Consider the following 24600-nt stretch of genomic DNA (forward strand, 5'->3'; position numbering starts at 1 on the left):
TCCTTGGGTATTGGGGTGTTGGGTTGTAGTTGTTGCTAGAGCCAGGCGATGGGTCAGCAGACGGGGGGCATGCCATTGCGAAGGTCCACGGTGGTCGACTTCACGAACCAGCCGCTCTTCGGCGAGCCGTTGAGCTTGTACCAGGGAGTTCCGTTGTTGTAGATGTCCTGCCTGCAGGTGACATCAATCCAGCCCCAGGACCGCTCCACCCAGCCGACGCCACATGTGGGTCCGCTGGGGTTATAGGTGTCCGGCCTTCCGGGCTGGCCAGGACACGTGCTGTTGTGCGCCAGGATCTGGGGTGGAGTGGGCGGAGGCGGCGGTGGTGGTGCAGACCCGCTCCGTGACGTATCACTGCCCACCCGGCCGGCCTGGCCGCCACTGATAGCGCGGACTCGCAACGTTTTTGTCTCGTCGAAGCCCACTGTGGTGGAGAAACTCCTCTGCCCCGTGTCAGTCCACGCTCCGCCCTCGAGGCTGTACTGGTAGCCCGTCACGGGGCGTCCGTTGCCACTGGGGGCGCTCCAGGTCCACGACACCGTCTTGTCGCCAACACCGCTGCTCTTACTTCCGGTGACCACCGGCGCAGCGGCAAGCCCATAGGGATTGACGGTGTTTGATGCCGGGCTCCTGTCCCCGGGTGTGGGGTTCCGTGAAGACACTGCCCACACGACTACCGCTGTGTCGGTTCCGTTGGCGGCCGGCACTACGGCTCCTCCGGAGGGAATAGCGCCACTGCCGCCTCCGGACGTCAGGGCATACCTGTAGCTGATCTCGTTGACGTTGGCTCCGTTTCGTTCCGCAGCCGTCAAGGGATTGAACGTTACCTGGATCCTGCCGCCATCAGCGTTGGTTTCAACCAAGGCAGCCGATGGGGTGCCCACCATGCCGGGCTTGCCTGCAGCCCGGATTGGAGCCGACTGTTGGCTGACCCCACTGACGCCGGCCTTGTTTGTGGCCGAGACCGTAAACGTGTAGTCAGCTTCGGAGTTCGCCACCGTGACGTTCTGGGAGGTGGCCGTGACGGATTGCGTAGCTACGACGGCGCCTCCCATGTACGTGGTCAACGTGTAGGCGGACACAGCGTCGCCGTTGTTATTCGGCGCCGCCCAACTAACCTGCAACTGGCTCTGCGAACCCACGGAGCCTGCGCCGGTCACTGAGGGCGCAGCAGGGGTTGCCGGCACTCCCGCAGGAGTTTCGGCAGCAGAGTAGGTACTCCATTCCGAGGGTTCCTTGGCGTCGTTCCTGGCCAGGACCCGGACCTTGTACGCCACGCCGTTGGTCAGACCGGTCCAAACATGGCTGTTGGCCGTCAGGTTCTGGATCTGCGGGTTCTGGCCGGCAGGAGCAGGCGAGATCTCAAGATCGTAGGACTTGATGGGCGAGCCCTTGCTGGCCGGAGGAACCCACGCCACGGAAAGCTGCTTGTCGCCGAACTTCAACGTGGGTGCAATGGGGGTGTCGGGCTTGACGTCCGGACGGACCTCAGCCGATACCGGAGAACGCTCCGATTCCTTGATCGCATTGGTTGCGGTGACGGCAAAGTGGTACTTCACATTGTTGGTCAACCCTGTCAACGTACAGGTGTTCGCTGGGCAGTCCTGCTTGAAGCCGTTCTCCCCGTACACCGTGTACTTGGTGATAGGCGAACCGCGGTCGGCTGGCGCGTTCCATGTGAGCAAGGCGGTTTGGTCGCCCACGGACTGCGCCAGCGGCGTTGTAGGCGCCTCCGGCTTATCCTTGACAGTCAAACGGATGCGGGCAGTGGCGTAGCGGGAAATCTCGCCAGTCTTATCCTCCACCGTGTATGCGACCACCATGGTTCCGGTGAATCCACCCGCGGGTGTGACGGTCACGCTGTCGCCCCCTGGTTCAGCCGTTCCCTGTCCCGTTTCGGTGACCGCTGAGACGATTTTCAGTGGAGTTTCCGGGAACGGGTTGGAATCATTTGCCAACACGTTGACCGTTACCGGCTTCCCGGATTGCGCCTCGGGTTCAGCGTCGTCGTTTGCCACCGGTTTTGGCCGGTTGGAGGCCGAGAGGGACAACTTGTACGTTGCCACAGCTTCGAGCCCGCGGCGATCTTTTGCTTTCACCTGGACGGTGCCCGACTGCCCGATCTGCACGGAATCATCCGCGGAGACCTTGAGCGTCTTGCCCTCCACATTCACTTTGAAGCCGCCCTGCGCTGCGCCCACCAGCTCGTAGCTCATGTTTTGCACGTCATCCGAGTCCGGGTCCGAGGTCAGCTTTTCCAGGTCGAGGCTTGCAGAGTCACCCTTGGGAACTTCCACGTCGCTACCCAGGAGCACAGGTGGATTGTTCTTGTTCGGGTCGGGCAGCACTTTGGTTCGGATGCTGAGCGTCGACTTCAGACCGTTGGGATCGTCCGGACCTGTTCCATCAGTGACTTCGAAGCTGATGGAACCGGGGCCAACATACTCCGCGCCGGCCGTGTATTTCAGGGCGGTACCACCGTTGGCTATGGGGTCGCTGCCATCGGCACCGATGAGCTTAATGCGGTCAGCTTGGGTCAGGCGCGGTGAGCGTCCTTCACGGACCTTGACCCACTCCGCGAGGTTGACCGTCACGGACTGACCTGAGACAAGTTCCACTACCTCGTCCTTGGCGAGCGTTGGAACCTGCTGGCCAATACCGGGAACCCAAATGATGGCCGTGGACTTCTGGCCGTCCACGTCCTCCACGGTGTAGGGCACCAGCTGCGGCTGCTCCGTGAGGTCAACAATGACGTTGCCCTCGGGGCCGGGACGCGCGGTCTCCAGTCCGGTAGCCACCTTAAGGTTCTCCCCCACGCCGTCCGGATCCTCGTCGTTCTTCAGGACGGGAACATCCACGGCCGTTTTACCGAGTGTTTGTGCCGACGTGACGCGGTCGTCACGGGCGATCGGTGCCTGCAATGGCAGATCGTTCTGGACCACCACCCGAATGCTGGCTTGTCCCACCGCGTCGCGGTCGTCGGCAACGGAATAACGGACGTTGAGGGTGCCCTCGACGGCGGGAGCCGTTACCAGAATCCGGCCACTGGTTTTGCTGACCTTGGCGTCAAGACCTGCGTCGGCTTCGATGCTGTCCGTCAGGATCCGGATGATGTCACCATCGGGATCGGTATCGTTGGCGGTCGCGTCCACAGCGATCTGGCGGCCAGGACGGACCTTGACCTCGTCATCGACGGGAGCGGGTTTCTGGTTGTCCTCGCCACGAGGCGCGACGCCCACCGTCACCGTTCCGGTGTTGACCGCACCTTGGCGGTCGATCACCTTGTACCGGAACGTGTCGGTACCAGCGCCGTCACCGGCGGCGACGAAATCAATGAAGCTGCTGCCCGCCGTCGCGGTTCCCATGGTGGGAGTGCTGTCGATGCCGGTAAGTTGCACCGAGTCGCCGTCAGGGTCTATGCCGTCCAGCGGAACCGGGATCCGGACGCTGCCACCTGCCACAACGCGTGCCGTCAGGTTTTGCGGCTGCGGACGCGAATTCTGGGTACCTTCCAGCGGGAGGATGTGGATGGTGACTGCTGCGGCGCTCTTCTGACCCTGCGGATCCACTGCGTTGTAGATGGCACGCACGGTTTTGGGCGTGGGTCCGGCAATGAAGCGCAGGCTCTTCTCGGAAATGAACGCTTTGCCGTCCTCTTCCGGGATGCTCTGCGCGAGCATCGGATCCACGGACAGCTCCTCACCCTGCGGGTGGGTGTCGTTGTCCAGGACCGGAATGGTCACGACGTCGTTCACGCGCACGTTGACTTCGTCGGGTTTGGGCTGGGGAGCCTCGACGACGGCGGGAGCCGGCACCGGGACAACGCCCACTGTGCCGGTAGCTGAGGCACGGCCGTTGGACATGGTGTAGCTGAAGACAAACGGTTCCTTGGCACCGAGGACGTCCGTAACGCGAAGGACGCTGTGGTCGATCACGCTCACGGATGCCGAGGAGCCGTCGGGCACGGTGACGGATTGGAGGACCAGCACGCCGCCGGAAGGGTCGGAGTCGTTGGCCAGCGGATCAACCAGCACGCTGCCACCCACCGGGAGCAATGCGACGTCGTGGACTGCGACGGGAGCTCCGGCATCCTTGCCGGACTCGACGTCCACACGGATCAGCCCTTGGCTGCTCTGGGGACCATTGCTGGCGATGTACGTCAGGTAGATCGGGCCGGGTGTGGTGCTCCGGAACGTGAACGTACCGCCGTCGGTTACCGGGCCGAGCTCAGCGGGGCCGGCGGCCTCAACATGGGCGACACGAAGTGCGCCACCGTTGGGGTCCACATCGTTCTTCAGCGGTGCAATGACCAGGTCCTGGCCAACCACCGCAGTGACGTGGTCCGCGTTGACCACCGGTGCGAGGGCACCCGGCGGCTGGACGTTGACCACGATGCGGCCGGTAGTAGTGGCCCTGCCGTCCCACACTGTGATGGTGACGTTCTTCTTGCCCGGTGCTGCGCCGGAGTCCTGGTACGTCAAGAGTCCGTCGCGGCGTACCTTCACCTGGTCCTGGTCATTGTCCGACTTTGCATCCAACAAGACGAGGTCATCGCCGTCGGGGTCCATCCAGTCGGTCAGGATGTTCTGACTGACGGACTTGCCCTGCTCCACCAGCATGGTGGTGGGCTCGCCTCGCTTGAAGAGCGGCGGTTTGTTCTCTTCCGGAGCCACCACCCGCAGTGTGACCTTGCCGCCGGCCGACAAGTCGCGGCCATCGGCGGCGTTATAGTCAAAGACTTCCGTGCCCGGTTTCGCATCTGCCGGGACCTTGATCTGGAAGGCAGATCCTCCGTAGATGTTTTCCAGCGCACCCATCTTGGGACCGTTGGCGCCCACCGACGCGGTGAGGACATCGCCGTCGGGATCTGAATCGTTATCCAGCACGCTCAGGATGGAAGTCCGGCCCGGTCGGACACCGTACTCGTCCGGTTTGGTCTCAGGCGGACGGTTGGGCTTGGTGCGGTCCGGGAGGACGTTGATGGTGTTGTTGTCCGCGGACTCCTGGTCCTGGTCATCGGACTGGTTCTTGGGCGGGACAACATCGTCCCAATTGTTCACCAGCTGCATGTTCTGGTTGACCAGCCACACGCTGCCGGAGTTCACGTCGTTGAGGACAACCAGGTCCCTGTTGACGCGGAAAACGTAGCTTGGGGACGCACTCGCTTTGGGAACGTCGTTTTTCTTGTCGTCGGCGTCGTTATCGCAGTCACGAACGTACTTGTTGGCGCCGGACCACGCTGAGTGAACACACTTGCTGACCTGAACCGGAGCTGCGGGGACGCCTTCACCGTCAGCATTCACTGTTGCGGCCGTGGACCCGTCCAAGGGCTGCTTCAGCAGGGCCTTTCGTGTGGCAATGGCGACGTAGCTGCTGTCTTCACTGCTCTGTTGAAGCTTGGCTTCGCGGGCATCCTGAAGTTGCAGCTTGCGGCCGCCCGGCAGGAAGAGGTTGCCGGAGGCGGCGTCAAGGACCACGGGCTTATCGCCCACCACGGCTAGTTGAAGGTCGCCGGCGCCCTTGAGCTCGTCCACCTTGCTGATCTGTGAGTCGGTCCGTTCCCCGTTGGCATCCACCGTGGTGACGGTGATTTCGCCCTTGCCAGGATCCGCGGTGTAGATCCGGTTGTCGGATCCCACTGCGGAGACCATGCCGGGGGAACCGGTCAGTACGGGTTCGGTTCCTTCTTCGTCGAAGCCGTTGACGGTGGAGGGAGAAAGAGCCCAGACTTTCCCCCGGGCCGGGTCGGTCACCGAGAGCACGGTGGAGCCGTAGCTGACTTGCGACGACGACGGTAGCTGCTTATCGCCGCCGAGCTTCAGGTTTGCGGCGGATACCTGGTTGATGGTGGAACCGGATTCGTCGTCCACGAAGACGTTGCCATCATGCTGCAGCACATCAAAGGTAGTGGTAGCAGGGGTGACGGCACCGTCCAGGACGCGGGACGGATAGTTCAACCTGCCCACGGCGTTCTTGGTCTTGCTCACGACCCACACGCCGCCGTCATTCAAGTCCACTTCGGTGGTCTTGAACCCCGGGTACAGAATCGCCCCGGTGATCAACAAAGCGCCCGCCGCCGTGGCGGCAGTTCCCGCTATGAACTTCTTGTTTTGACGCTTTTTCAGCCCCAGCTTGCCGAAGAAAGTTGTCACAGCCCCAGAATTCCCTTTGTGTTCAGCCGCCCCCCAGTGGCTTCCAAGCCGACCGGCAGATGCCGGCGGCCGTACATTTCGCAGTACCCCCATACGGCGGCGGAAATTTCAGTCCCTAAGACTATCCCACGCGCCCCACGGCCGGCCAAGGAAACCCGAGACCGGGCTATCCATTGGCTTTGACAGCGTACTGTCTCCCTGGCCCGGGGCGCGATGGGGACAACTGCCCGGCGCCCCGGCGTCGATTGAGTCAGCATTGCGGAATCTGATGCGGTCCGGGGTCTCCCAAGGTGGTGTTGCCCTGGGCGATGAATCGGCCTGCGTTGGGGCCGCTGGTCAGACGGTACCAGGCCGCGTAGTTGATGTACGGGGTGCTGCGGTACACGAAGCAGTTGACCGTGAACGTGCCATTGGACTCGTATTGCCACGGCGCTCCGTAGATCTTTCCGCCACACGTGTGTTCGCTGGGCTTGGGATCCCACGACGTCTGGCCGGAAGGTGCAGTATCCGTGCAGGTACGGTAGCTACCGGATGGCAAGTTCGCATCCCACGACGTCTTCTGCGGCCCACTCTGAGCACTAGCGGAAGCCACGCCGCCGCCTTGGCCTATGGAGTTGAACGTCTGGACCTCAATGGTGCGGGTCTGGTTGTAGCCACCCGTGTTGACTACACGGCTGCCGGAGGCGGATTCGTTGATCCACCCGGTATCCGTTCCACCGCCGGTGATCCTGATCTTGGTTTCGGCTACGTCATTGCTGCCTGTGGAGGGTGATGACCAATTCAGCGTCAGTGTGGTCTGGTTCTGGCCGCCGTTGGCACCGGAAGCGGACGGCGTCCCGGGCGAACCGTACGGCGTAGCAGTTGCCGGCGCACTGGCATTGGAACTTGGCGCAACCGCGGAAACCGCAGTCACTGTAATGGAAGATGCCTGGCCGTTGGTAAATCCACCAACTGTCTGACCAGGAGTGATGGGTCCCGACTGCCCGGTACTGGCGTTATAGCGGTAGCTGACCTCACTTTCGGTGGAGCCGTTCCGCTGTTGTGGAGTGAGGACCGCGAAGTTGATGGTCAGCTGTTTGCCCGCTCCCCCGGTATTTGCCGGTGTCGCCGTGACGTTGTTAACGGTGCCGAGCTTGCCTGTGGCACGGCGCGGGGCGGAGGCGGCACTAACGCCGCCCTTCCCGGCCTTGTTCTCAGCTTGCACTGTGAACGTGTAGCCGGCTTCGGCGTTCTGGGCGGTAAAGGTGGCTGACCGGACGTTTCCCGGGATTGTTTGGGTTTGGGGAACGCCGTTTCCGCCACTCATGGTGACGTAGTACGTCTTGATGGGATCACCGTTGATGTCCGGTTCAGTCCAATCCGCGCGGATCTGGTTATTTGTCCCCACGGACTCCACCACAGCGGTAGTGGGGGCAGCCGGGGCCGCAGGAAGGCCAGCGGGATTGTCCTCAAGGGAGTACATGCCCCAGTCAGACGGCCCGAGCTCGTTGACGGCCTGGGCACGGACCTTGTATTTCACGCCATTGCTGAGTCCGGGCCACGTGTAGCTCAGGCCGGTGACCTCGTTCTTGACGGCAATGCCGTTGGCCGGAGGCGGCGAGATCTCAAGGTTGTAGTGCTTCACAGGAGAGCCCTCGGTCTTCGCAGGGGTCCACGTAATAGCCATGTTCTTGTCCCCGGCTTTGACCGTGGGGGCGTCCGGCGGCGACGGCTTCTCATCCGGGCGGATCTCATTGGACGCGATCGACGCTGGCGAGTCCCCCACCTCATTGGTGGCGAACACCGTGAACACGTACTTCACGTTGTTGGTCAATCCCGAGAGTGTGCAGGTAGTGGTGGGACACACCTGTTCAAAGCCGGCCGCCTTCACGGTGTACTTGGTGATGGCTGCGCCATTGTCCGACGGCGGTGCCCATTTGAGCACTGCGGTGCGGCTTCGGACATCGGTTGCTACGGGCGCCGACGGAGCGTCGGGCTTGTCCCGGACTGTGATCCGGACACGCCCGACGGCCTGCCTGGATGGGTCCTTGGTCTTGTCCAGCACGGTGTACCGCACCACCATGACGCCTTTGAAGCCGTCAGCAGGAGTTACGGTGACCGAATCACCCGAGACCGTCGGTTGACCAGCCGCGGAGCCCGTTTCCACCGCGGCGCTCTCGATGGTCAGCGCTGAATCGTTGAAGGGGTTGAAGTCGTTGGCCAGCACATTGATGGTCTCTGACCGCCCGGCGTTGGCTTTCTCAACAGCGTCGTCGTTAGCTGCAGGACGCGGCCTGTTGGACGAGACAACCGTGGCCGTCACCGTGGCACGAACAGCGTCAGAGCGGCCGTCCGTAACCTTGAGCGGGAAGGTGCCCACCACGCCGGGATTAGCAGAAAGGTCCGGGGTGACTTTGAGGACGGTTCCTTCCACCGTGGTTTCGAAGCCCGCGGGTTGCTGGCCGTCGAGCTCAAACTTGAGGTTCCCTTGATCCCGCTCGTCCACGTCCTTAGCGAGGTTTGCCAATTCCAAGTCCGTGGTTTCACCCTTGGGGGCCTCGATCGAAGCGCCGCTGAAAGTGGGGACGTGGTTCGCGTTGGGGTCCGGTATGACCTTGGTGATAATGGTCAACGTGGACTTCAGCCCCTGCGAGTCGTCCGGACCGGAACCGTCAGTCACCTCGAAGGTGATGGATCCTGGGCCAACGTAATCTGTCTGTGCCGCATACCTCAGAGCATTTCCATCGCCGGAGATGACGTTGTTGGGATCGGCTCCTTGGACACGGATCTTGTCCGCCACCGTAAGCCGGGGTTGGCGGCCTTCCCGCACGCGGACGTATTCCTGGAGCGAAAGTGTGATCTCCTTGCCGGACATGACCTCAACAGGCTCGGTCTTGGAAAGGGTTGGATACTGCAGGCCTTGGCCAGGGATCCACATCACTGCTGTTGCTGACTGACCATCCATGTCCGTCACGGTGTACGGAATCAGCTGGTCCTGGGGAGTAAGTGTCACCACGACGTTGCCGGCAGTCCCTACCCGGGCGTTCGGATTCGCATCCGGCAAGGTGATGGTCAGGTCTTCCGCAACGCCGTCCGGATCAGAGTCATTCTTCAGTACCGGGACGTCGACGGCGGTCTTGCCCAGCGTCTCAGCCAGGGTGATGCGGTCGTCCACCGCGATCGGAACGTGGAGTGCCGCCGTCGGGCTCGTTTGAACCCTGACCACGGCGCTGGCTTCAGCCTTCTTGTCGTCCTGGATCCTGTAACTGACGCTTTCAGCTCCAGCAGCGCCGGGAGCAGTCAACAAGATCTTGCCGGTAGCAGCCTCAACCTGCAGTTCCGGATTGGCTTCGAAGGAATTCACCAGGCCAATGGGATCGCCGTCGGGATCCGAGTCGTTTTTCAACGCATCTACTGCAATCCGACGACCTGGCCGGACGTCAATTGCATCGTCCACGGCAATAGGCTTCTGATTGTTCGCTTCTGCCGGTGCGATGCCCACAATCACCGTGCCGGTGTTTTCGGCTCCGATGCGGTCCCGAACGCGATAGCTGAACGTGTCAGTCCCGGCAGAATTGGCGGCAGCAGTGAACTCCATGTATCCATCCCGCACCACGGCTGTACCAAGTGCGGGCGCTTTATCGACGCCAATGAGCTGCACCGAGTCGCCGTCGGCATCAATGCCGTCCAACGGCACGGGGATCTTGACGGTCATGCCCGCCACCACACGTGCGGTCAGGTTTCGTGGCTCGGGGCGGGTGTTCGTGGCGTCGTCCCTGGCTCGAATACGGATAATGACTTGCTGCGAATCGGTCTGGCCTGACGCGTTGCTGACCTTGTAAATGGCATAGACGGTCTTGGGAACCTCACCTGCGATGAAGCGCAGTGAATTGCCCGCAATGAACGTCCTGCCGTCCGCGGCGTCGGGCTGTTGTGCCAGTGCGGGGTCAAGGGTGAGCTCTCCGCCGTTGGGGTCCGAATCGTTCTCCAGGACCGGGATGGTCACAACGTCGCCGACGCGTACAGACACTTCGTCGGGCTTGGCCTGCGGAGCCTGCAGCTTGCTCGGTGCCGGCACCACCTGCACTGAGATGTCTCCCGTGGCCGACGCTTTGCCGTTCGAAATCGTGTACTTCAGGGACAATTGTCCGGTCGCGTGGATGTCGGTGACCTTGACCACCGAATGGTCCAGAACCGCTACCGTGACCGGCAGCCCGTCCTCCGCGGTGACGGACTGGACAACCAGCACGCCGCCGGCCGGGTCCGAATCATTGCCCAGCACGTCCACCACGGTGCTGCCGCCGCTGGGCAGAAGCGCGATGTCGCGAACCGCGACGGGAGCGCCGTCGTTATTACCCGAAACTACGTCGACACGCACCAACTGCTGCGCACTCGCCGGGCCGTTGGTGACCATATAGGTGACGTAGTGGGGGCCAACAGTCGTGGAGTTAAAGGTAAACGTCTGCTGGTCCGGACCGATGACAGCCGTGGCTTGTTCATCCGGCTGGGCCTGTGCCAGCCGCAGAGTGCCGCCTTGCGGATCAGTATCGTTTTTGAGCGGGGCGATCACCGTGTCCTGGCCTGCCACCGCCACCACGTGATCGGCGTTGGCGATGGGCGGCAGGGCACCAGGGGCACGAACGTCCACACTGATGCGCCCCTCAGTGCTCAGTGCGCCATCCGACACCGTCACGGAAATGGTCTTCTTGCCGGGCCCCGCCCCGGAGTCCTGGAAGGTCAGTAACCCGTCCGGCCTGATGCGTATTTGGTCGGCGGGATCGCTGCTGCTGGCAGCAACTGCGAAGATGTCATCGCCGTCGGGATCTATCCAGTCACTGAGGATGTACTGGTTGGCGATCTTCCCGGATTGCACCACCAGGGCATTGTTCCTGTTGGGCTTCTGCTGGGGCGCATTGTTCTCCCCGGAAGGGACGATCCGAAGGTCAACGTTCGCTGCCCCTGTACCGCCACGGCCATCGTCCACGGAGTACTTGAAAGTCTCCGCTCCGGATTGCTCCGCAGGGACGGAAATCTGGAAACCCGTCCCGCCGTAGACGGGCGCCAACGCCCCCGACCTCACGGCCTGGTCAGCGGAGACCGTCAGGACATCGCCGTCGGAATCGGCATCGTTGTCCAAAACAGGAAGGAGGGTCGTCTTGCCGGCACGCACGCCAAAGGTGTCCGGTTTGGCCACAGGCGGGGTGTTCGGTTTGCTTCGGTCCGGGAGGACCGTCTGCTGGACTTCATCCGCGGAGTCCTTGTCGGCGTCGTCCGATGTTTGCTGGGGCGGGATGACATCATCCCAGTTGTTGACCAGCTGCATGTTCTGGTTGACCATCCAGACGTTGCCGGAATTGACGTCGTTCAGGACCACAAGGTCTCGGTTGACCCGGAAAACGTACGACGGCGACGCACTCGCCTTGGGAACGTCGGCGCGGCGGTTGTCAGCCTCATTGCTGCATTCGCGGATGTACTTGTTGGCACCGGACCATGCTCCGTAAGTGCAGGTACCCAGCTGCACGGGGGCTGCGGGAATGCCTTCGCCGTCGGGCCGGATGGTTTTGGCGGTGCCACCGTCCAACGGCTGAAGCAGGAGCGCTTTGGTGGTGGCGATGGCCACGAAATCTGCGGCTGGTCCGCTTTGCTGGAGCTTCGCGTCGCGGGCGTCATCCAGATGAACGGTTGCACCGCCCGGGAGAACGATGTTTCCGGTAGCTTCATTGAGCACCACGGCCCTGTCACCCACGGCGGTGAGCTGCAGGTTTCCGGCGCCCTTGAGGGCGTCGTCCTGGCGTACCTGCGAATCCACTGACCTGCCGTTGGCATCCACCTTGGTGGCGGTCACGCTGCCGGACTCCGGATCCACAGTGTGAATGGTGTCGTCTGCGCCCACCACCGAAACAATTCCGGGCGATTGCTCGAACAGTGGCTCTGACTCGTCGCTGAAGCCGCCCACGGAGCCGGGCGACAGTGCCCAGACCTTACCCTTTGAGGGGTCTGTGACTGCCAGCACTTTGTGGCCGAAACTTACATCCGCGGAGCCGGGCAGTTTCTGGTCACCGCCCAAGCGCATATTTGCGGCGCTGACCGGGTTGATGGTGGCACCTTCAGGGTCATCAATGAAGACATCGCCGGCCTGCTGGAGGATGTCGAAATCCTTGCTCGCCGGCGTCACAGCACCGTCCAGGGACTTGGAAGGGTAATTGAGCCGGCCGGCGGCATTCTTGGACTTGCTGACCACCCAGACGCCGCCGTCATTGAGGTCCACTTCGGTGGTCTTGAACCCCGGGTAGAGAATGGCACCGGTCACTAAGACTGCGGCAGCAAGGGAAAATGCGGTTGCCGCGATGGCCTTCCGCCGGCGATTCCTGGCACGGCGGTTTCCGGACCCGTCAGGCAGAGCCATCCACATTCCCCCACAATTTAGGCAGCACCAGGCAGCCGACGCCGACCCCCACGGCAAAATACGACACAATCAACGAACAGCCTACCGGGTTAATCCATCGATTAGCGAAGTCGTGACGTGAATCGCATTCAATGAACCCGCCCTTTCATCCCGGCCCTCTCGCACATAACACCCCCCTAAAGCGGAACGCTCTCTCACTTTCCTGAAGAAAGTGAGAGAGCATCGGGCACAACCTGCCGGGATGTGAACGACCGTTCGGCTCAAGCCCGAGGGAAGTGAGAGAGCGTGCGAGGATTACCGGACCGCCCAGACTGTTTAGTCCAGCACCAAACCCTTGCCGCGTCCGCGCGCGAGCATCACGGGATGGATCTCGCCGAAGCCGCGGACGTTCTCCGACTTCTGCGGAACCAGGACGAAGCGGTCGTCCTGTCCAAGGGCAGCTGCAGTCATGGCGTCCACGAGCACCGTTCCTGGCTGCGCCAGCGTGGTCAGCCGTGCAGCCAGATTAACCGTGGGCCCGTAGATATCGCCAAGCCTGGAAAGGATACGGCCCCACACCATGGATACGCGGCACTGCGGCAGGATCTCGTCCTCTGTGAATGCCTGGGCCAAGGCAAGGGAAATCTCCGCTCCGGCCGCGGGGGTTTCAGCGATGTAGAGGACTTCGTCGCCCACGGTCTTGACCAATCGTCCGCCACCCACGGAAATGATCTCGGCGCATTTGTTCTCAAAACGCTGCACCAACTGGGCGAGCGTTTTCTCGTTCATGCGGCGCGACAGGCTGGTGTAGGAAACAAGGTCTGCGAATCCCACGGCCCGGGCCAAGGGCAGGGGGGAATCGTCTTCGTCACCCTCGCGACCCTCCTCGCTGGCCTGCAGCCCGGCTTCCGCCCGAACGGCAAGCCGTTGAACGCCGGCGTTGAGTTGGCGGCGGTAGGAGTACACCAGGATCTCTTCAAGGGAATCCACCAATGCAGGCAGTTGCCCCACCAATTGCTTGCGGGCCACGGCATCAGGAATTCCTTGTTCGGAAACCATGTCCTCCACCAGGGCTTCTATTTGCCAAACCACCATGCGGTCCGTCATTTGGCCGATGGAACGGGTGACGGAGATCGCGGCTTCCTCTGTCAGGAGCCCCGCCCGGACCAAGTCCAAGATGCTGGATAAGGCAGCCTGGTCGCGTTCAGTGAACGCGACGTCCTCGTCCCCAAAGTTTGGGAATCCCAGCGCGCGCCAGATTTTGCGTGCCGACAGGATGGACACGCCCGCACCGGCAGCAACTTCACGACGCCGGAGCTTGCGTTCTCCGCCAAGGAGCTTCGCCTCAAGCGCTTTAATAGCCAGGCGCTCCGCGGACATCACACCAGTGGGCGGACCTGTTTGCACCGACGCCGGAGCAGGCCCGACCTCGGTCTCCTCGTCGACGGAAGGTTCCGGTACGGCGTCGAACTCCTGGTCCAGGTCCTCGCCGGACTGCTGATCCTCAACGCTCATCTCTTCCACCTTCTCTCAACTCCCATGGCAATTCTTCAAAATCCCTCAGTACTTCACCCTCAAAAACCTCACCTTGCGGGAGTTCGTCCATCGCGTCAAGAATGAAGCCCCGGAACTTCCCCACTTCGGGGACATCGGCCAAGACGGCTGTTCCGGAGTGCCCGGTATCCAAGGATATATTCCCTGAGTGCAATGCCCGTTGGAGCATGCTCTGCTGGACACCAACGTTGCGGACGGCCATCAGCGATACCTGCCAATCACTTCGCCGAAACATTCCGTTCTTGGCAAGTACACGCCTGCTCGTCAGGATGTACTTGATCGACCGCCACCGCAAGACGCGTTTCAGGCTGTACGCAGCGAGGAACCACGCGGCTAGCACTACTACAGTACCTACGAGCCAAGGCGTCCATTCCGCAGTGATGAACGGCGCCAGGCGCTGGGGGTTTTCCCTGACGATCCAAGCACAAGCAAAGCCCGTCAGCGCGGGAACCACGACGAAGGCCAGCACCGGAAAGAAGAGTGAACGGGCCTGTTGGCGCGTGATCGTGATGACCTGTTCCCCCGGGAGTAACTCTTTACGCATAACCGCTTTCTGTGGCGCGCAAGTGCACCACATCTCCGGCTGTCACTACGTGCTCCCTGCCGCCGTGGTCCACCACCAACAACGAGCCGTGCTCGTCCAAACGCGAGGCGTGGCCCACGAGTTCGTGGTCCCCGGGCAAGTGCGCCCGCACTTCCCGGCCCAACGTCACCATGGCAGACTCAACGCGCTTGTGCAGCGATGGCCCACCTACCAAGCCCGCTGCGGGGTCTCCCTCGGAGTTGCAGAAACTGCGGTACAACCTGGCAAAGCGGGAAAGGTAGCTCTTCAACAGCGCGGTGCGGTCCGTCGTCGTGGCCCCTTCCAGGGCAAGCGAAGTAGCCGTGGGAACCGGAAGTTCCTCCTCGGCCAAGGACACGTTAAGCCCAACGCCCAGGATGACGGCCGGAACGGAGCCGTCGCCCAGCGGAGTCATCTGGGCCAGGATGCCAGCCACCTTCCGCCCGTTAACCAGCACGTCATTGGGCCATTTGATCTCCGCGGTGATGCCGGCCGTTTCCTGCAGGGCTTCCCGCAAGGCAACCGCAGCCAGCAGCGAAAGCCAGGAGTAGCTCTGCGTCGGGACCGGCATGCCTTCTGCCGTTACCGGGCGCAGCACCATGGAAACGGACACCGCCGATCGCTCGGGTGATTCCCAGTGGCGGTCAAGCCGCCCGCGGGCCGCCGTCTGGTGTTCGGCGGTCAACACGGCGAGGTCGGCCCACTTTTTCGGTTCCACCGTCACAGCCCTGACGAGGTCCTGGTTGGTGGAACCCGTGGATTCGACAATCTGCAGCTGCGAGATGCCGGTAGCCGACAAGAAGTCCGACTGAAGCAAAGCATCACGGTCCAACGCCCCACGATCCACAGAGGAACGGGACTGCCCGGACGTGACTTCTCCGGACAAGTCCTTGGGTTCGCGGCTCTCCGGCTGTTCGGCATCCATAGCTGAATCCTATCCAGTCGCGACGTCCCCGGATGATGGCTGCGCTGAAAAACGGCTATGAATCCCCTTAAAGAAAGATGTCCGGCACCAAGCGGTCTTCGGGCGCGCCGAGGCTGTAAGGAGTGAAGTCCGAAACGCCGGCAGCGCGCAGCACCTCTTCGTCTGTATAGAAATTCCCGGTAGCACCCGGACCCGTCAGCACGGCGTGCGCGGCATCGGCCATGATCTCCGGTCCGCGGGCCGCTTGGACGATTTGCTGGCCACCGGGCATGTTCCGGATCGCGGCTGTGTCAATCAAGGTGCATGGCCAGAGTGAATTGACCGAGACGCCGTCGTCCTTCAGCTCCTCGGCGAGCCCCAAGGTGGTGAGGCTCATTCCGTACTTGGCCATGGTGTAAGCCAAGTGCATACCGGCCCATTTGGGGTCCAAATTCAGGGGCGGGGACAGGGTGAGGATGTGGCCGTGGCTCGATTCCCGCAAGGCGGGCAGGGCCAGCTTGGACAGCAGGAACGTGCCGCGGACGTTAATGTCCTGCATGAGGTCGTAGCGCTTCATGTCCACGGCATCGGTACGGGACAGGTCGATCGCCGAAGCGTTATTAACCACGACGTCAATGCCCCCGAAACGCTCGACGGCGGCGGCGACGGCGGCGGCGACGTCGTCATCATTGCGGACGTCACCGACGAGCGGCAGCGCCTGGCCACCTGCTTCGACCAATTGTTCCGCGGCGGTAAAGACGGTTCCCTCGAGTTTGGGGTGGGGGTCGCCGGTCTTGGCCATGAGCACAATGTTGGCACCGTCGCGGGCCGCGCGTGTGGCGATTGCCAGGCCGATGCCGCGGCTGCCGCCGGACATGAGGATGGTCTTGCCCTTGAGCGAAGCGGTGGCCACGTAGGGGCTGGTGCGTTGTGTGTGACCCTCTGTTGAGGCGGAGGAAGCGCCGTTGCTTGAAGTCATGGGGACACTCTAGCCCAACTATGTTACTGACGGGTAACATAGTGTTGGCTTTGGCTTGGACACGGAAAATTGTAGGGTTTCTACAGCGGTTCGCGGCAAAGGCGTCACTAGACTGGCCTGCGGGGCCTGTTCTTTGTACGGAAGCTACTTAAGTCAGCTACTTGTCCGTGCCCGGGATTGCGCCAGCGAATATCAGCTACAGAGCCGGAGACACTTGATGAGCCACGATCTGACAACGACAGCGGGAAAGATTGCCGACTTCCGCGACCGCCAGGCCCGTGCAGAACAGCCTTCCGGCCCGGAAGCAATCGAAAAGCAGCACGCGCGCGGCAAGAACACTGCCCGCGAACGCATCGACCTCCTGGTCGATCCCGGATCGTTCGTCGAGTTCGACGCCCTCGCAGTCCACCGCTCCACCGCTTTCGGCATGGAAAAGAAGAAGCCGCTGGGTGACGGCGTTGTCTCCGGATACGGAACCGTGGATGGCCGCCTCATCGCCATCTACAGCCAGGACTTCAGCGTCTACGGCGGCTCACTCAGCCAGGTCAACGGCGAAAAGATTGTCAAAGTCCAGGAATTCGCCCTCCGCAACGGTTGCCCGGTGGTCGGGATCAACGACGGCGGCGGCGCACGCATCCAGGAAGGCGTCGCCTCGCTGGCCATGTTCGCGGACATCTTCCGCAACAACGTCCACGCTTCCGGCGTGGTCCCCCAGATCTCCCTCATCATGGGTCCCTGCGCCGGCGGCGCTGCCTACTCCCCCGCACTGACCGATTACGTGGTCATGGTGGACAAGACATCCCACATGTTCATTACCGGACCTGACGTCATCAAGACCGTCACCGGTGAGGACGTGGACATGGAAACCCTCGGTGGCGCACGGCAGCACAACGCCACCACCGGCACCTCCACCTACCTGGCTTCCGACGAAGCCGACGCGATCGAATTCGTCCGCGAACTCCTGGACTTCCTCCCCTCCAACAACCTGTCGGAGGCCCCCGTGGTGGAGCACGACCAGGAACTTGAACTGAACGACGACGACCACGCGTTGGACGGCCTGATCCCCGATTCCGCCAACCAGCCGTACGACATGCGCAAGGTCATCGAACAGATTGTGGACGATGCCCACTTCCTGGAAATGCAGTCGCTCTATGCTCCCAACGTGATGATCGGCTACGGCCGGGTCGAAGGACACACCGTGGGTATCGTGGCCAACCAGCCCATGCAGTTCGCGGGAACGCTCGATATCTCTGCCTCGGAGAAGGCTGCCCGCTTCGTCCGTCACTGCGACGCTTTCAATATCCCCATCATCACGCTGGTTGACGTCCCGGGCTTCCTGCCCGGCAAGGACCAGGAGTTCCAGGGCATCATCCGCCGCGGAGCCAAGCTCCTCTACGCCTACGCTGAAGCAACTGTTCCCAAGCTCACCGTCATCACCCGTAAGGCATACGGTGGCGCGTACATCGTGATGGGCTCCAAGAAGTTGGGCGCTGACCTGAACCTCGCCTGGCCGACGGCCCAGATCGGCGTCATGGGTGCCCAGGGTGCAGTGAATATCCTTTACCGTCGCGATCTCGCTGCCGTAGCCGAAGCCGGCGGCGATGTGGAGGCCAAGCGCGCCGAAATCATCCAGGGCTACGAGGAAGAACTGCTCAACCCGTACCAGGCAGCACAGCTGGGCTACGTTGACGCAGTCATCGCTCCATCGGATACCCGCCTGCAGATCATCCGCGGACTCCGGGCCCTCCGCGACAAGCGCGCGAGCCTGCCCACCAAGAAGCACGGAAACATCCCGCTGTGATGGCGCCCAAGCATCGCGCCGATTCGGCGCCCGACGGAACAGCCACCGAATCGCCTGCTGAACCGATGTTCTCGGTGGTCAAGGGCGAACCGACGGCCGAAGAGCTCGCGGCGCTTGCCGCCGTCGTGGTTTCACTCGGTGTCCAGCAGGAAGCGGCCTCGTCCAAGCCGAACGTCCGTCACTGGGTGCGTCGCCAACAACTCCGCCTGGACCCCACACCGGGTCCAGGTGCTTGGAAGCGCAGCCGGGGTTAATTCCCTCGCCCGTAGAAAGTTCAACAACCCTTTCACGTAAGCGTTGTCGCGGCTAGGCTCTGTGGGTGACTACTGCAAACACTCCCGTACGCCCGAAGTCCGCCATCGATGCCGTCGCTGACGCGTACACAGAAAAGCTGATCGAACTCAATCCCAGCTTCGCCACCACACTGGGCTTGCCGGGACACGAAACGGAATACCAGGACTACTCGCCTGCCGGGGCTGAGGCCTATGCGGAGGCCACAAGGTTGGCCTTGGATGCTCTGGCGGGCCTTGAGCCTTCCGATGATGTGGACGCCGTCACCCTCGACGCCATGCGCGAGCGGCTCGGCTTGGACCTGGAGATCCACGAGTCCGGATGGGATGCAGCCGACCTCAACAACATCGCCTCCCCCGCCCAGGACATTCGTGCCATCTTCGACCTCATGCCCACGGACACGGTGGAACAGTGGGAGCACATTGCCGGCCGTGCTGCGAACGTTCCCGGTGCGATCGAGGGTTATATTGCATCACTTCGCTCGGCTGCTGCCGCCGGAAAAGTAGCCGCCGCCCGCCAAGTGCGGATCGTCATTGAGCAGACCGGGCGATACGCCTCAGAAGACGGCTTCTTCGCCAAGATGGCCTCCTCCGCTTCCCTTGGCGGGCAGCCGCTTCCGGCGGATGTTCAGTCAAAGCTCGACGCCGGGACTTCGGCCGCGCGTTCTGCGTACAGCGCCTTGGGCGAGTTCCTTCGGGACGAACTCCTTCCCGTAGCCCCGGAGAAGGATGCCGTGGGCCGTGAACGGTATGCCCTGGCGTCCCGTTCGTTTATTGGTGCCGAAGTCGACCTGGAAGAAACGTACGCCTGGGGTGTCCAGGAGCTCGAGCGGCTCATCAGCGAGCAGGAGAAGGTTGCCGGCCAGATTAAACCGGGCGCCTCCATTGAAGAAGCCAAGAGCATTCTCAATAACGATCCGGCACGCCAGATCAAGGGCACGGACGCCCTCCAGGCCTGGATGCAGGAACTCTCCGACCGTGCAGTCTCTGAGCTCGCCGACGTCCACTTCGACATCCCTGACGTCATGAAAACCCTCGAATGCATGATCGCTCCTACTGACGAGGGCGGGATCTACTACACCGGCCCATCCGATGACTTCTCCCGTCCCGGCCGTATGTGGTGGTCCGTACCGGCAGGCGAAGACACCTTCACCACCTGGTCCGAAACCACCACAGTGTTCCACGAAGGCGTTCCCGGCCACCACCTCCAGGTAGCCACGGCCACGTACCGCCGCGAACTCCTCAACAACTGGCGCCGTAATGTCTGCTGGGTGTCCGGACACGGCGAAGGCTGGGCGCTCTACGCCGAGCAGCTCATGCTGGAACTGGGCTACCTCAAGGACCCGGGCGACCACATGGGCATGCTCGACGGCCAGCGCATGCGTGCTGCCCGCGTGGTGTTCGACATCGGCGTCCACTTGGAACTGCCTGTTCCCGAACGCTGGGGCACGGGAACGTGGACTCCCGAGAAGGGCTTCGACTTCCTCAAAGCCAACCTCGACATCAGCGAAGGCCAACTCCAGTTCGAGTTCACCCGTTACCTCGGCTGGCCGGGCCAGGCCCCGTCCTACAAAGTGGGCCAGCGTTTGTGGGAGCAGATCCGTACAGAGCTTGAATCCCGCGAAGGCTTCGACCTCAAGTCCTTCCACAGCAAGGCGTTGAACATCGGCTCGGTTGGCTTGGACGTGCTCCGACGGGCGTTGCTGGGGTAACCCGGCTGTGGGGCTGAAACAAAGGAGCCCGCACCCCTCGACGGGTGCGGGCTCCTTGTTACTTAACCGCCGAATTATTAGTGGTGGCTTCGTCAGGCACTCTTATCTTTGAAGAGAAGACCAGTACCAGGAAAGTTCCCACCGCGAGCAGTACCATTTGCGACTGTGCCCCGATTGCGTAACTCCTGAGAAGGACATTACTCACGAGCACCTCGCCTTGGAGGCTTACGCCTATTACGTATGACGCACACAGAAGTAAAGCGGGAACAACACAGGCAAAGAACAGCCCCTTTCCCTGCAAGCCATCCAAAACCTGCCGTACTACTAGCACCGCGGCAAAGCAGATAACCACTATGACAAACTGCAATTCCCAAGGGAACCGCGGTGCAACACCGGCAGTGGGTCTTCCGAGTAAGTCCGCTATATAGCCGCCGGAACTGGCCTCAATGAATACGCCAACATATCCTACCGCAATGACGGCAACGAGGCAGATCAGGCTCGTCAGGGTTGTGCGAGCAATCATGCTTTCCTACCCAGGGAATTTGATGAGATGGAATGCTTTGGTTCCACCACGAATGGGCAGTAAACTCACATCCGGAAGATCCTCATGCGGACGCTGGATAACAAGCTGCTTCGCTGCTTCCGGCCTTACTTGACGGAGTGACGCAGACGTCGAGCGTGAGGCAACGGAAGGGACGCTGCTTGTATCTACGTCCGCAGGAAGCAAATGAGCAACAACTTTGGAGCTCGGGTCGGAACCTGAAGCCATGACGCTTAAGCCGCTGTGAACAAACTTCTCAGCCGCAATACAGGCAGCTGTGCTTGCATGCTCCGCGGTTGTCGTCTGTACGATCAGGCATATCTCGCGACCGGCATGGTCGCGACCGACCGAGTATGTGGCCTTGTCGTCGATCGCGATTATCCTGAGCGAGGACTTATCCAGATGCGCAGCTTGAGCCTTGTCCATCTTGTCAGCTGAAACAGAATCCGCCTCATGCTGTTTCGCAGCGAGAACAGGCACTAGCTCGAAACCGCTGACACTTCGCTGTTCACCGGCCAGAGCCGGCGCGACCCCGATCCCAAGTGTGACGACAGCGGCAAATCCTGCGGCAAAGAATATCGAGGTCATTTTAGGAATTTTCACTTTATTCTCCTATTAGGATTCGGCACTAGCCGACATACTGTTCGCAAAGAAGCTGCGGGTTATGGAATGCCTCTGGATAACTGGTGTTCCACCAGCATTTGCTTTCCCCATAGCGATAGACATCGTGTGCATAGTGCGACCATGCCTCACCTGTCGCCCCTCCGGTATTGACATAGTTTCCGCTGTAATAATTATAAGTTCCCCCATAGGACCAGGCCTGGAATCCCAGCGGTGGCGTGTAGCCAACATGGGTTCGACCACCGGTCAGATAGTCAATGAACCCGCTACCTCGGACCTGATTTGCATAGTTGTAATCGGAATGATAGCGACGAACATATGCTTGCGCCGCCGTGGAAGTCAGAATGACGAATAATACAGCGAGCATCGCCGCCATTAGAAGCACAACTAGCCTGCTTCTACTTACCCGCAAGCTCGATCGATTTGTAAGATTGTTGTTCATGGAATCCCCCAACCGCTCATGATCAAATAACCAATTATACCTGGAGCGCATCTTGTATCACCACACTAATAGCTGATGCGGTGCGCAAACCAAACGCTCAACTCGAACCTACAACAAACACCGAAATTACGATAGGACTCTCGGAAGTTTCAGGTAAAGAAATTCGCCAGATTCTTCATTCACAAGAAATATGCGAATTTGGCGTCACGTTCCGCGTGGAATTAGCACATGCTTTATGGGAAGCTTTTGCTCATCAGCCGACGCCACAGGTCGAAGGTCAGAATTGAGTCATAGGGAGATCGTGGCACCCGCATGCTCGCACCTACCTCTCCGAGCAACCAGCGAGCCGAAAGGTCATCATGCCGACCTAGATGCTGGCTACAGCCACTTGAGTGCATCTTCCCCAACCGGCACGTGACGTCCGGTGCCAGTTCCCCTTCCCCGGGCGTTCGAGATCATCACCACACGTCGAGCGGGAATAACTTCACAAAACTCCGGTCCTAAGCCGAAAGCAGGGGCGTCGCGGGGCACAGCAGATCGGAGGGTCACGTAACATTTCTCAACGTCCGTTCGCTATGTTATTTGTGATGCACCTACCGTGTTCCGGTGAGCACCTCAACCAACATCTCCCCCGCAGCTGGCAAGACTGGCTTCCGGCTCCCCAAGTGGGCCGGATCCTTCGGCGTCCAGATCATCGCAGCCCTCATCGTCGGCCTTATCCTCGGCCTCATCGCCAAGTACACGGGCAGCACCAAGACCGCTCCCAACGGTCTCGGTGCTACTCTCCAGACGATCGGTTCCAGCTACGTCTCGTTGCTGCAGACCGCCGTCGTTCCTTTGATTTTCACCGCCGTGGTGAGCTCCATTGCGAACCTGCGCCAGGTCTCCAACGCTGCGCGACTGGCGTGGAACACTCTGCTGTGGTTTGCCATTACCTCGCTGGTATCGGTACTGATCGGCATCGGCCTGGGTGTGCTCCTGCAACCAGGCGCCGCAACAGGCATCACCGAGGAGGCAAAGTACGCCGGCAAGACCGGTGACTGGTGGGCGTTCCTGATCGGCCTGTTCCCCAAGAACTTCCTTGGACTCGGCGCCAGCTCCACGGTCACCGAGAGCGCCAACGCTGCCACCACAGTCAGCACTGCCGTCAACTTCAACGTGCTTCAGATCCTGGTGATCGCGATCGCCATCGGCGTTGCCGCCCTCAAGGTAGGCAAGCAAGCCGAAGCCTTCCTGACGTTCAACGCATCCGCGCTGGCAGTCATCCAGAAGGTCCTGTGGTGGATCATCCGCATCGCCCCGCTGGGCACCATCGGCCTGATCGGTAACGCCGTGGCCATCTACGGCTGGGACACCATCGGCTCCCTGGGCAAGTTCACCGCCGCAATCTACATTGGCCTGGCCCTGGTGCTCTTCGTCCTTTACCCCATTCTGGTCCGCGTCCACGGCCTGTCCGTCAAGCAGTACTTCTCCGGTGTTTGGCCGGCTGTCCAGCTGGCGTTCGTCTCCCGCTCCTCGATCGGCACGCTTCCGCTCACGCAGCGCGTCACCGAGCGGAACCTTGGCGTCCCTTCCGGCTACGCTTCCTTCGCTGTCCCACTGGGCGCCACCACCAAGATGGACGGTTGCGCAGCGATCTACCCGGCTATCGCAGCGATCTTCGTGGCACAGTTCTTCGGCATCAACCTGGACTTCAGCCAGTACCTGCTGATCGTTCTGGTCTCCGTCCTCGGTTCCGCCGCTACGGCAGGCACCACCGGCGCCGTCGTCATGCTTACGCTGACCCTGTCCACGCTGGGACTCCCGCTTGCCGGCGTCGGCCTCCTGCTGGCGATCGATCCGATCCTGGACATGGGCCGCACCGCCGTCAACGTTGCGGGCCAGGCACTGGTCCCGGCCATCGTGGCCAAGCGCCAGGGCATCCTGGACGAATCCCTCTACAACGCACCCCGCAACGGTGCAGCATTCGCGGACGAGTTCGCCGCCGACAAGGCAGCGGCTGAAGGCAAAGAGCGCGAATTGGCCGATTCAAAGGCCTAAGACCCAGCGCTTTTGCAATGGCTCAAATCCCCCGGGGAGTTCTCCCCGGGGGATTTTCCCGTTTAAGAGCGCAAGTCTGGATAGGCTCGGACCATGTTGATCGTCACCTCCAACGAAATCCCAGGCCACCGGATCGACGCCGTCTTCGGCGAAGTCATGGGCCTCACTGTCCGTTCACGCGATATCGGGTCGCAGATGCTCGCCGGCTTCCGCTCCCTTGGCGGCGGCGAGCTGCCCGAAATGACCAAGGCCCTCTACGAAAGCCGCCAGGAAGTCATGGCACGCATGGTCAACGAGGCACAGCAGCGTGGTGCCAACGCTATTGTGGCCATGCGCTTCGACACCTCGGAAATGGGCACCAACTGGACCGAAGTGTGTGCCTACGGAACCGCCGTATACGTGCTGCCGCTGGGTGAGGGTGAGCCCGGAGCAACGGGCCAGTCCATCTATCTGAACAAAACCGCAGCCCAACAGTCGTCCCAGCAGAGTCAGCCGACGCCGCCCGCTACCCCGACACAGTTCTAGCCTCGCGCTTTCTGAGTCCCGCCCTGGTTCGTCTTCCTCGCCCTTCAACGATGGGCATGACGAACCAGGGCGGGACTTTTCGCATGCCCGCGCCCCTACTCAAATTGCGCAGA

At 61.6% G+C, this 24600-nt stretch carries 14 protein-coding genes; 5 read left to right on the forward strand and 9 right to left on the reverse strand.

The features are described 5' to 3' along the window. Positions 1-53: 53 nt before the first annotated feature. The 6 genes from M1D89_RS16240 to M1D89_RS16265 all read right to left on the reverse strand — a co-directional run bounded on the left by M1D89_RS16240 (position 54) and on the right by M1D89_RS16265 (position 16515). Positions 54-6152: an Ig-like domain-containing protein gene (locus tag M1D89_RS16240; RefSeq protein WP_498645036.1), complete on the reverse strand. Its 6099-nt coding sequence runs from the start codon at positions 6150-6152 to the stop codon at positions 54-56. Positions 6153-6402: 250 nt separating this feature from the next. After that, a complete protein-coding gene (locus tag M1D89_RS16245) occupies positions 6403-12537 on the reverse strand; it encodes an Ig-like domain-containing protein (protein ID WP_498645038.1) in 6135 nt (2044 codons plus the stop codon). A 315-nt stretch (positions 12538-12852) separates the two neighbouring features. Then, positions 12853-14031, reverse strand: coding sequence for an adenylate/guanylate cyclase domain-containing protein (locus tag M1D89_RS16250; RefSeq protein WP_091466255.1), 1179 nt, complete (start codon positions 14029-14031; stop codon positions 12853-12855). Then, positions 14021-14614 (reverse strand): PH domain-containing protein, encoded by a 594-nt coding sequence (locus M1D89_RS16255; protein WP_498645041.1) that lies wholly within the window; start codon positions 14612-14614, stop codon positions 14021-14023. The genes M1D89_RS16250 and M1D89_RS16255 overlap by 11 nt, the downstream gene beginning before the upstream one ends. Then, entirely contained in the window at positions 14607-15557 is a 951-nt protein-coding gene (locus M1D89_RS16260; protein WP_498645043.1) for a biotin--[acetyl-CoA-carboxylase] ligase, read from the reverse strand. The genes M1D89_RS16255 and M1D89_RS16260 overlap by 8 nt, the downstream gene beginning before the upstream one ends. A 67-nt stretch (positions 15558-15624) precedes the next feature. Continuing rightward, positions 15625-16515, reverse strand: coding sequence for an SDR family oxidoreductase (locus tag M1D89_RS16265; RefSeq protein WP_498645045.1), 891 nt, complete (start codon positions 16513-16515; stop codon positions 15625-15627). Between the two features lie 217 nt (positions 16516-16732). Between M1D89_RS16265 and M1D89_RS16270 the strand changes: the two genes are divergently transcribed. The 3 genes from M1D89_RS16270 (at position 16733) to M1D89_RS16280 (ending at position 20318) form a co-directional block, all read left to right on the forward strand. Next, a complete protein-coding gene (locus tag M1D89_RS16270; protein WP_178996528.1) occupies positions 16733-18316 on the forward strand; it encodes an acyl-CoA carboxylase subunit beta in 1584 nt (527 codons plus the stop codon). Then, positions 18313-18570 carry an acyl-CoA carboxylase epsilon subunit gene (locus M1D89_RS16275; protein ID WP_498645048.1) on the forward strand — a complete coding sequence of 86 codons (258 nt, stop codon included), beginning with the start codon at positions 18313-18315 and terminating at the stop codon, positions 18568-18570. Before M1D89_RS16270 ends, M1D89_RS16275 begins: the two co-directional genes overlap by 4 nt. Before the next feature lie 65 nt (positions 18571-18635). Beyond that, a complete protein-coding gene (locus M1D89_RS16280; protein WP_498645050.1) occupies positions 18636-20318 on the forward strand; it encodes a DUF885 domain-containing protein in 1683 nt (560 codons plus the stop codon). A 58-nt stretch (positions 20319-20376) separates the two neighbouring features. Here the strand turns inward: M1D89_RS16280 and M1D89_RS16285 are convergent, their stop codons facing one another. The 3 genes from M1D89_RS16285 to M1D89_RS16295 are packed head-to-tail and all read right to left on the reverse strand — an operon-like array spanning position 20377 to position 21922. Further along, positions 20377-20841: a hypothetical protein gene (locus M1D89_RS16285; protein WP_498645052.1), complete on the reverse strand. Its 465-nt coding sequence runs from the start codon at positions 20839-20841 to the stop codon at positions 20377-20379. Between the two features lie 6 nt (positions 20842-20847). Next, positions 20848-21462 carry a hypothetical protein gene (locus M1D89_RS16290; RefSeq protein ID WP_498645054.1) on the reverse strand — a complete coding sequence of 205 codons (615 nt, stop codon included), beginning with the start codon at positions 21460-21462 and terminating at the stop codon, positions 20848-20850. Between the two features lie 25 nt (positions 21463-21487). Continuing rightward, on the reverse strand, positions 21488-21922 hold the full coding sequence (locus tag M1D89_RS16295; RefSeq protein ID WP_498645056.1) for a hypothetical protein: 435 nt from the start codon (positions 21920-21922) through the stop codon (positions 21488-21490). A 606-nt stretch (positions 21923-22528) separates the two neighbouring features. Here M1D89_RS16295 and M1D89_RS16300 point away from each other — a divergent pair. Both M1D89_RS16300 and M1D89_RS16305 read left to right on the forward strand, forming a co-directional pair. Continuing rightward, positions 22529-23962 (forward strand): dicarboxylate/amino acid:cation symporter, encoded by a 1434-nt coding sequence (locus tag M1D89_RS16300; RefSeq protein ID WP_498645058.1) that lies wholly within the window; start codon positions 22529-22531, stop codon positions 23960-23962. A gap of 93 nt (positions 23963-24055) precedes the next feature. Further along, on the forward strand, positions 24056-24487 hold the full coding sequence (locus tag M1D89_RS16305; RefSeq protein ID WP_498645060.1) for a YbjQ family protein: 432 nt from the start codon (positions 24056-24058) through the stop codon (positions 24485-24487). Positions 24488-24600 lie beyond the last annotated feature (113 nt).

The organism is Arthrobacter sp. D3-18 (assembly GCF_054408525.1).